Source organism: Alkaliphilus flagellatus (genome assembly GCF_018919215.1).
Lineage (GTDB): Bacteria > Bacillota > Clostridia > Peptostreptococcales > Natronincolaceae > Alkaliphilus_B > Alkaliphilus_B flagellatus.
Map to the genome: position 1 here is coordinate 485,581 of NZ_JAHLQK010000004.1, position 9,936 is coordinate 495,516.

The window sequence follows — 9,936 nt, forward strand, 5'->3', positions numbered from 1 at the left end:
CAGATCCCTTTTACTACTGTCCTCTTCTGCGCCTATAATATATTAATCTATTTTTATGCTCTATTATACACTTGAAGTATTACAAAAGTCAAGCAAAATTATACATGAATTTTAAGAACCTTGTACAATATTCTCAATATTCTTGCCTTGTACAGAAACATTGTCATGGTTTTCTTCCTGACTTAGGTTTTTAAAAGCAACAGCTAACATTAGTTTTATCCTATTTAGCTGATTAACCTCGCTGGCACCAGGATCATAATCTACAGCAACAATATTAGATTTAGGATATCTATTTTTCAACTCCTTAATCATCCCTTTACCCGTTACATGGTTTGGTAAACATGCAAATGGCTGCATACATAGTATATTAGGAGCTCCCCCTTCTATTAATTCTATCATTTCAGCCGTTAAAAACCATCCTTCTCCTGTTTGGTTTCCTAAAGAGAGAACCTTAGATGCACTCTTAGCCAACTCTTTAATTGACTTTGGAGCTTCAAATCTATTACTTTCATCTAGGACTATTTTCATTTCCCTACGATAATATTCTATAATCTTCACAATTGTAAGTCCTATGATTCTAGCCTTTTTACTTCCAGAAAGGTGACTATACTTAAAATCATGGTCATATGCAGAATATAATAAAAAGTCAGTTAGGTCTGGCATTACAGCCTCTGCACCTTCAGCTTCTAAAATATCCACAATATTATTATTAGCTGTTGGATGGAACTTTACTAAAATTTCTCCTACTAAGCCAACCCGTGGTTTTTGTATATCCTTAATTTCTAAATTATCAAAGTCCTTAACAATATTTCTTACATTACGCTTAAACTCCTTAAAACTTCCCTTAGTTACTGCATCTTTACATACGGCTACCCAACTTTCATATAAGATATTAGTAGAGCCTGGTATTTTTTCATAGGGCCTAATTTTATAAACCAGCCTCATAAATAAGTCTCCATACAATAATGCCATCATACTTCTATGCAGTAGAGATGGTGTTAATTTAAAACCAGGATTTTTTTCTAAGCCTACAGCATTTATAGAAATTACAGGTATGTTCTCCAGACCCACATCTTTTAGTGCTTTTCTTAAAAATCCAATATAATTTGTAGCACGACAGCCACCACCTGTTTGAGATATCATTACAGAAATATTATTTGTATCGTATTTTCCAGACTTTAAAGCTTCTATTATTTGACCAACCACTATAATAGATGGATAGCAGGCATCGTTATTTACATATTTTAGTCCTTCTTCTACCGCTGCTTTATCTACAGAAGGTAGTACTTCTAAATTATATCCTGAAGCCTTAAAAGCATACTCTAAAAACTGAAAATGCATAGGTGACATTTGAGGTACTAAAATTGTATGATTCTTCTTCATTTCTTTTGTAAATATAACTCTTTCTGATGCCACATCTAACTCTTTAGGAACAAATCCATTTCTTTCCCTTTCATCAAGAGCCGCCTTTAATGATCTTATTCTAATTCTAGCTGCACCTAGGTTATTTCCTTCATCAATCTTTAATGTAGTATATATTTTACCCCATCCAGCTAAAATTGCTTTTACTTCATCTGTGGTAACAGCATCCAATCCACAACCGAAGGAGTTAAGCTGAATAAGTTCTAGATTAGGCTCTTTTGCTACAAAACTAGCAGCAGCATATAGTCTTGAATGGTATACCCATTGATCTACTACACCTAAAGGTCTTTTTACATTCCCTAAATGTGCAATAGAATCCTCTGTTAAAACAGCCATGTCGAAGGAGGTAATTAACTCTGAAATACCATGATGAATTTCAGGATCTATTTGATAAGGCCTTCCTGCCAGCACTATTGCCTTTTTGCCCGTATCTTCAATATATTTCAGTACTTCTTCTCCCTTGTTTCGAATATCTAACTTAAATCTCTCATCTTCTTCATAAGCCTTATCTACAGCTTTATTTATTTCTTCTTTAGAAATATTCATAAATGCAAATTCTTCTAGAAGCCGTTGTTTAAGCCTTATACTATCATCTATAGGAAGGAAAGGATTCATAAATAAAATATCTCTTTCCCTTAATATTTCCATATTATTTTTAATAACTTCTGGATATGATGTTACAATTGGACAATTATAGTGATTATCTGCTCCTGGTTGCTCTTTCTTCTCGTAGGGAATACATGGATAAAAAATAAAGTTTAATCCCTTTTCTACAAGTCCCATAATATGTCCATGTACCAGCTTTGCAGGATAACATACAGATTCAGATGGAATTGTTTCTATTCCCTTTTCAAATACATCCTTAGATGACCTAGAAGATAATTCTACTCTAAAGCCTAACTCTGTAAAGAATGTAAACCAAAATGGATAGTTTTCAAATAAGTTTAATGCTCTTGGAATACCTACCGAGCCTCTCTTAGCCTCATCTATCTTTAGTGGTTTATATGCAAATACCCTTTTATATTTATAGTCATATAGGTCTGGTATAGCTTCTTTTTTCTTTTCAATACCAGCTCCACGCTCACAACGATTTCCAGTAATAAATTTGGTGCCATCGGAGAAATTATTAATGGTTAAAAGGCAGTTATTACCACATAACCCGCATCTTCTAGTACTGGTTTCCATATTAAAAACTCTTAAGTCTTCTTCATTAAGAAGGCTGGTTTTAACTCCCTCAACATACCTCTCCCTAGCAATTAAAGCCGCTCCAAAGGCTCCCATAATCCCTGCAATATCAGGTCTTACAACCTCTCTACCAGATACTAACTCAAAAGCTCTTAGGACACCATCATTATGGAAGGTTCCTCCTTGTACAATAATCTTTTTTCCAAGCTCTTTAGGATCTCTAATCTTAATTACTTTAAATAGGGCATTTTTTATTACAGAATAGGAAAGTCCTGCTGCAATATCTGATATGGTAGCCCCTTCCTTTTGGGCCTGTTTAACACTTGAGTTCATAAATACGGTACACCTTGTGCCTAAGTCAACTGGCGCCTTTGATTTTAATGAAATCTCTGCAAACTCACTAATTTTTAAATTCATTGAATGAGCAAAGGTTTCTAAAAATGATCCACATCCAGATGAACATGCCTCATTTAGCATTATATTATCTATAATTCCATCCTTAACCCTCATAGACTTCATATCTTGGCCACCGATATCTAAAATAAACTCTACCCCAGGCAAGAAAAACTCCGATGCCTTGTAGTGGGCCACCGTTTCAATCTCTCCAATGTCGATTGATAAAGCCGCTTTTAACAAAGCTTCACCATATCCTGTTACTGCAGAGTAAACTATTTGAGCTTGCTCAGGCAATCTATTATAAAGATGTTTTAGTACATCTACAGTAGATCTAAATGGACTTCCTCCATTACTTCCATAGTGAGAATATAATAAAGATCCGTCCTCACCAATTAATGCTAGTTTTGTAGTAGTTGAGCCTGCATCTATTCCTAAATAACACTTTCCTTCATAGTCTTCTAAATTACTTCTTTTTACCACATTGCCACTATGCCTATTTTTGAACTCTATAAGCTCATCTTCATTCTGAAATAATGGTCTTAATGTACCAACTTCATTACTTATTTCATGTTCTAATAAGCTGACTCTTTCAATTAAGCTATGAAATGAAATTCTCTTTTCTTCCTTTGAAGCCAGTGCTGCGCCTATAGCTACAAAAAGCTGAGAATCCTTTGGAAATACTATTTCCTTTTCATTTAACTGTAAGGTCTCTATAAATCTCTTCCTAAGTTCTGATAAAAAGTATAAAGGTCCCCCTAAAAAGGCTACATTTCCTTTAATAGGCTTTCCACATGCAAGTCCCCCTATGGTTTGATTCACAACTGCTTGAAGAACTGATGCCGCAATATCTTCCTTTGCGGCACCCTCATTCAATAGAGGTTGTACATCAGTTTTAGCAAAAACTCCACATCTAGAAGCAATAGGATATATCGTATTGTGTTTTTTTGCTAATTCATTTAGACCCATAGCATCGGTATGAAGCAGGGCCGCCATCTGATCTATAAAGGCTCCTGTTCCACCTGCACATGTTCCATTCATTCTTTGTTCAACTTGTCCTGCTAAATAGGTGATTTTTGCATCTTCTCCACCTAATTCTATTACAACATCTGTCTGTGGACAAAACCGCTCTATTGCTTTTGTGCTGGAAATTACCTCTTGAATAAAGGAAATATCAAGCCATTTCGAAACAGCTAATCCACCAGATCCAGTTGTCATTATAACTACATCTCGGTCTTTTAAATTAGTGTAAGCATCGTTTATAAGTTGCTGTATTGTCTTCTTAATATCAGCAAAGTGTCTTTCATACCGACTATATATAATTTTATAGTTCTTATCTAAAATAACTAATTTAACAGTCGTTGATCCCACATCTAAGCCCATATATACTAGACTTTTCATTTAATTCATCCTACCTCTCAAAGGACATTTAATATTTCAGGTTTTTCAATTGTTTAACCAGAATAGCTCGCCCTAATTATATATATTATATTCCTGACCAATATAGTTGTAAATCTTTTAATTTACAATAATAAGCTGTAATTCTGACTCTAATCTCATTGTACTGATATAATCTGACTTTTTCTCTATTAACTTTGCTAAAGCTACACTTATTGCATGCTTTTAACTAAAACTTGCAAAATAATATTAATAATTTTTGTTTATATTTTGTAAACTATATATAATCTATCACCTACAAAATAGTCATTATTATATATTGCTTAATAAAGTAGCACATGTTATAATTTTAACTTGTGTTACAGAGACTAATAGCAATATTCTTACTTATTTGCCTGTTGACCTGTAATTCAAAACTTCCACTTATTATAAGTAAAAATTTAGAATTACATAATCCCTGGATAACCTGACTTGCGTTCAGAGTGAGTTCAAACTCCCTTTAAACTGAGTCTTAGTTTATCACTAAATGAAGAATTTCCAAACAAGGAGGAGAAGTATTTGTCTCAGCAAAACTTGAAAAAATCAATCACATTTTCACAAGCTATATCTATTGTTGTAGGGGTCATAATAGGTTCTGGTATTTTCCTAAAAACAGGGACTGTATTTCAAAATGCAGGATCACCTTATCTTGGTGTTATTGCTTGGTTTGTAGGAGGTATTATTACACTAACATCAGCTTTAACAATAGCTGAAATTTCTTCAGCCATTCCTGAAACCGGAGGAATATATACCTATTTAAAAGTATTATATGGAGATGTTTGGGCATTTCTCTTAGGCTGGGTACAAACTATAATAGCTTACCCAGCCTCAGCCGCGGCACTCGCCATAGCCTTCTCAACATTTGCAACATTTTTTGTTCCTTTAACTGATATACAGCAAAAACTACTAGCAATATTTATTTTAATGTTCGTTGTAATTATGAATATTATTGCCACTAAATTTGGTGGGATGATACAGCTTATTTCAACTATAGGCAAACTTATTCCTCTTGTTGTTATTATTGTATTTGGACTAATAAAAGGAACAGCCAATGACTTTAGCTTTATAGGTACTACTACAGCTCCTAGTTTAGGTTTTGGTGCAGCCCTACTTGGTACATTATGGGCATACGACGGGTGGGCTGGTGTAACAACTATAGCTGGTGAGCTGAAAAATCCAAGCAAGGAACTTCCTAAAGCAATTATTTTAGGAGTATCTTCTGTAATAGGAGTTTATGTAATATTTAATTTAGCCCTTTTAAAAGTTTTGCCTATGGATGAAATTATCAAGTCTTCAAAACCAGCCTCCGATGCTGCCACTATACTTTTTGGACAAGGTGGTGCTACATTCGTAACTATAGGAATATTAGTTTCTGTATTTGGAGCATTAAATGGATATATATTAACTGGTGCAAGGGTCCCTTTAGCTATGGGAGAAAAAGGACAATTACCTTTTTCTAACTTTTTAAAGCAAATTCATCCTAAGTTAAATACACCAGCTAATTCATTAATTACTATATCATTTTTAGCTATATTATATATATTATCTGGTTCATTTAACACACTAACAGATTTAACTATTTTTATATTATGGATATTCTTTGTGATGACTGTATGCGGTATATTTATATTAAGAAGAAGAAAAAATATTCCAAATGCAGGCTATAAAGTTCCTCTTTTTCCTATAGTTCCTTTAATAGGTATTTTGGGAGGATCTTATATATTATATAGCACATTAATAAGTTCTCCAGTAAACTCTCTTATAGGAATTGGTATTGCGCTATTAGGCTTACCTTTCTATTTCTATTTAAAGACCAAAAAATAAAAATTCAGGACTTGCAGTTAAATTGCAAGTCCTTTTCTCTATTCTATATCTGAAAGCAATCTCTTTTCTCCAGTAATACCTTGTATAGGCTTAATGTTTTGTGTAACTTCCACAGTTCCCATATATTTACCATTTTCATCTCTTACTGCAAAGTAACGAATATAGACAAAAGTTGGTCCCATTTGAATCCAAAATTCCTCACTGTCTTTTTTACCAGATTTAAAATCATTTAGTATTTTTTCTACTATATGAACGCTTGCTGGTGGATGGCAATTATGAACATCTCTGCCGATTGCAGACTTTGTCCTAGCAAAAATTCTTTCTTTACCTAAAGAAAAATATTTAAATGTATCATTTTCATCTATAAAAGTAATATCTATAGGTAAATGATTAAGCATTAATTCTATTTGTTTAAATGTAAGCATTCCACTTTCAAATTGTAGCATATCTTTATTAACATCTATATTTTCTATATCTTTTTTATCTTCCTTATAAGACTCAGTTTTTTCAGGCTTCCACTTTGCAATAGGCTCAGTTAAACAATACCCTATTTCAGCGCTTTCTTCTGCAATATTAAACCATTCATCTTCTGTTAATGTCTCTACTGACATAGGAAATAAAATATTTTCTTCTTTAAAAATCATTTCATTAATTCCATTAATAGCTTCTTCTAGTTTTAAAAATAATACATCCCACTGTCCATTAAATTGGTTAATTATGTTTCTAGCTTCTTTAATATTAGCCCTAATTTCATCATCTACTCCCCACATTACCTGTGGTGGCGCTGTTATTTCATATTTCTCTAGGTAGGGGAATAGTAGATTCTCTTTTCTACTATAGTGTTTGTCAATTTCAAGTAGCCTTTTAAGGCTCTCATTTAAATCTGCTAATTTTTTTTCATCTTTGCTTTGCTTAATGCTTTCAATTTGTGGATTGATTGTTTCTGTAATTAATTTCTCAATCTCTCTATTCTCTATCTTAAATGTATGTACTGGATGTCCTAGTGTTTTATCTGGACTTTTTATACTATGAACTTCCGCAATAGATCCTTTAAAAATCTCTGCATGTACATCACATAATTTTTGTATTTCGCCGATTTCCATTCCTTCAAGCATTAGACTTTGTTCCATTTCAGAAATTTCTGTTGGAGAAACTTCTTTAATTAGTTGGGCAAAACGCTCCTTTACATCTCTTGGCTCCTTACCAGCATGGAGATCCTTAATTATACCCTTTAGTATCTCTTTTCTGTGCTCTCTGTTATTAATTAATTCGCTCATATATAATCCTCCCTATTAATTTATTAAAAATCCTTTATCTTCAAATTCTTTTTTTATTTGTTCCATTTTTATACCTTTCATCATAGCTCCCTTTGGAATAGTCATTATTCTACCAGCAGTATTTAACATACCTTTTTTAGTAATATCTTTAAATCCGATATTCTCCATGATTTCTATAATTTCTGGGTATTGTTGACTTAACTCATAAATACTTTTATTAAAATCAATTTTCTTCATATGCCAACTCCGCCTTTTATATCTTTTATCTAAGCTTATTATACCCATAGGGAAAAAAATTAACTGTGATTTTACTCACAGTTGATAAGCATTATCATCGATATTAAGACTAATCTTCCTTTAATATATTAAAAAAGGGATTTAAAACCCCTTTTTCATAATAATTTTAAAATATTAATGTAGTTATAATTACGGCTGTCAATAACCCTACAACGTCTGCTATTAATCCTGCTGGTAATGCATGTCTTGTTTTCTTAATAGATACAGCTCCGAAATAAACTGCTATTACATAAAATGTTGTTTCTGTAGATCCCATCATAACAGAAGCTATACGACCTATTAAAGAATCTGGTCCATGTGTTGTAATTAAATCAGTCATTATACCAGTAGCCCCACCTCCTGATAGTGGTCTCATAAATGCCATAGGTAGTGTTTCCGATGGCATACCAATTAATTCTGTAACTGGCTTTAATATTGATGTAAGTATATCCATAGCCCCTGATGCTCTAAAAACCCCAATAGCTACAAGCATTGCAACTAAATATGGAATTATTCTAACAGCAGTTTGAAAGCCTTCTTTAGCTCCATCGGTAAATACTTCATATACCTTTATCTTCTTAAAAAATCCATAGGCAGGTATAGCTAATAAAATAAATGGAATTGCAAAATCAGAAATTATTTGAATAAACTTTAGCATTTTTCTCCCCCTATTAATTATTTAGTTTTTGATTTTGAAGTTTCATTTGAAAAACTGGTAACTTTTGTAATAGCTTTACTGCTATAAGTGCCGCCACGGTAGAAGCAGTTGTGGCTACAATAGTAGGCCCAATAATTTCTGTCGCATTAGCAGATCCTGCTGCTGCACGAATAGCTATAACAGATGCAGGTATAAGTGTAACAGAGGAAGTATTAATAGCTAAAAAAGTAACCATTGCATCGGTAGCTGTATCATCGGTAGGATTAAGTTCTTGAAGCTCCTGCATCGCTTTTAATCCGAGTGGTGTAGCTGCATTTCCTAGTCCTAATATATTAGCAGCTATATTCATAATCATTGCTCCCATTGCAGGATGATCCTCTGGTACATCTGGGAAAAGCGGAACCATTATAAATCTTAATGCTTTAGCTAGTGATTTAACCAAACCTGACTCCTCCGCAATTTTCATTATTCCAAGCCACAATGCCATTACACCTATTAGTCCAATAGAGATTTCTACTGCAGTTTTTGCACTATTGATGGCTGAATCTGTTACAGCAAGAATATTACCATTAACAGCGCCCACAATTACCCCTACAGCAATCATCAAAAACCAAATGACGTTGATCATATTTCCAACTCCTTTATTATTTGATATTAAAATATATTGATATATGAATATCCACGGGTGCAATTTCTGAGTGATCTTTTCTTATTAATTTATTTATTAATTTTTATAAATATGCCTTTAATGTCCTAAAATCAGGCTTAAGTAAATTTATCCTTGAAAATATATAGCATATAGACATACTTAACACGATTGAATACGCTCAATTCTGTAGCTTGTTTCAAATAAAAATATGCATAAAAAACAGGATAAAGCCTAAGCTCTATCCTGTTTTGTTTTTAATATATTTTCAACAAATCATTCACATATTTTTATACGCAACATAGTATGGAAGTACAATATATTTTTCTCCAGTGTTCTTTTCTATATAAGATTAAAATAGGGTATGCAGTTTTACATACCCTATTGGTAAAATATTATTCTTGATATGTTGAGTAAGGTTTATTACATTCTTGTTCTGTTGGGCACTCTCTACGAGTTGGACCAATTGCAACCTGTCTATTTTGTAAAAGTTTAAGTGTAATAGCTATAACCATTTTTTCTTCAATTTTTGTAAATAGTTTTTCTCCTACAGGTAAATCTGTATGCTTTGGATGTACACGATGTAAAAACTCATCGAATTCAACAATTTTAGCACTTATTAATTCACAAAATGTTAGTTCATTAAAAAATTCTGTGCTGATTTGATTAAATTCTGATAGATCTCCTGACAATAGTCTATCTTTTTCAGCAAAATCATTTGATAATTCTTTTGATGTAAAAAATTCGAATTCATTTGATGTATTAGTAACAAGAGGTGCTGGACGTGTACCATTAAATTTAACAACAGTTGTACATTC

The 9,936-nt window shown here is 32.7% G+C and carries 6 protein-coding genes, 1 pseudogene and 1 other annotated feature (1 of these 8 only partly in view); of the genes and pseudogenes, 1 reads left to right on the plus strand and 6 read right to left on the minus strand.

Features of this window, described 5'->3' with window-relative positions; all coding sequences use genetic code 11:
* Nucleotides 1-38: a binding site (T-box leader), on the minus strand (it extends 213 nt beyond the left edge of the window).
* Nucleotides 39-111: 73 nt separating this feature from the next.
* Complete coding sequence (locus KQI88_RS12640) at nucleotides 112-4,401, minus strand: 2-hydroxyacyl-CoA dehydratase (RefSeq protein ID WP_216417847.1); 4,290 nt, start codon at nucleotides 4,399-4,401, stop codon at nucleotides 112-114.
* A 555-nt stretch (nucleotides 4,402-4,956) separates the two neighbouring features.
* Here KQI88_RS12640 and KQI88_RS12645 point away from each other — a divergent pair.
* On the plus strand, nucleotides 4,957-6,261 hold the full coding sequence (locus KQI88_RS12645) for an APC family permease (protein WP_216417849.1): 1,305 nt from the start codon (nucleotides 4,957-4,959) through the stop codon (nucleotides 6,259-6,261).
* Between the two features lie 38 nt (nucleotides 6,262-6,299).
* Here KQI88_RS12645 and KQI88_RS12650 read toward each other — a convergent pair whose 3' ends face one another.
* The 5 genes and pseudogenes from KQI88_RS12650 to KQI88_RS12670 all read right to left on the minus strand — a co-directional run.
* Complete coding sequence (locus KQI88_RS12650) at nucleotides 6,300-7,538, minus strand: DUF438 domain-containing protein (protein WP_216417851.1); 1,239 nt, start codon at nucleotides 7,536-7,538, stop codon at nucleotides 6,300-6,302.
* Nucleotides 7,539-7,553: 15 nt separating this feature from the next.
* Nucleotides 7,554-7,775: a DUF1858 domain-containing protein gene (locus KQI88_RS12655; protein ID WP_216417853.1), complete on the minus strand. Its 222-nt coding sequence runs from the start codon at nucleotides 7,773-7,775 to the stop codon at nucleotides 7,554-7,556.
* Between the two features lie 166 nt (nucleotides 7,776-7,941).
* Complete coding sequence (locus tag KQI88_RS12660; RefSeq protein ID WP_212375950.1) at nucleotides 7,942-8,472, minus strand: spore maturation protein; 531 nt, start codon at nucleotides 8,470-8,472, stop codon at nucleotides 7,942-7,944.
* Between the two features lie 13 nt (nucleotides 8,473-8,485).
* Nucleotides 8,486-9,100 carry a nucleoside recognition domain-containing protein gene (locus tag KQI88_RS12665; RefSeq protein WP_216417854.1) on the minus strand — a complete coding sequence of 205 codons (615 nt, stop codon included), beginning with the start codon at nucleotides 9,098-9,100 and terminating at the stop codon, nucleotides 8,486-8,488.
* 413 nt (nucleotides 9,101-9,513) lie between these two features.
* A pseudogene (locus KQI88_RS12670) lies at nucleotides 9,514-9,936 on the minus strand (hypothetical protein); the annotation flags it as partial.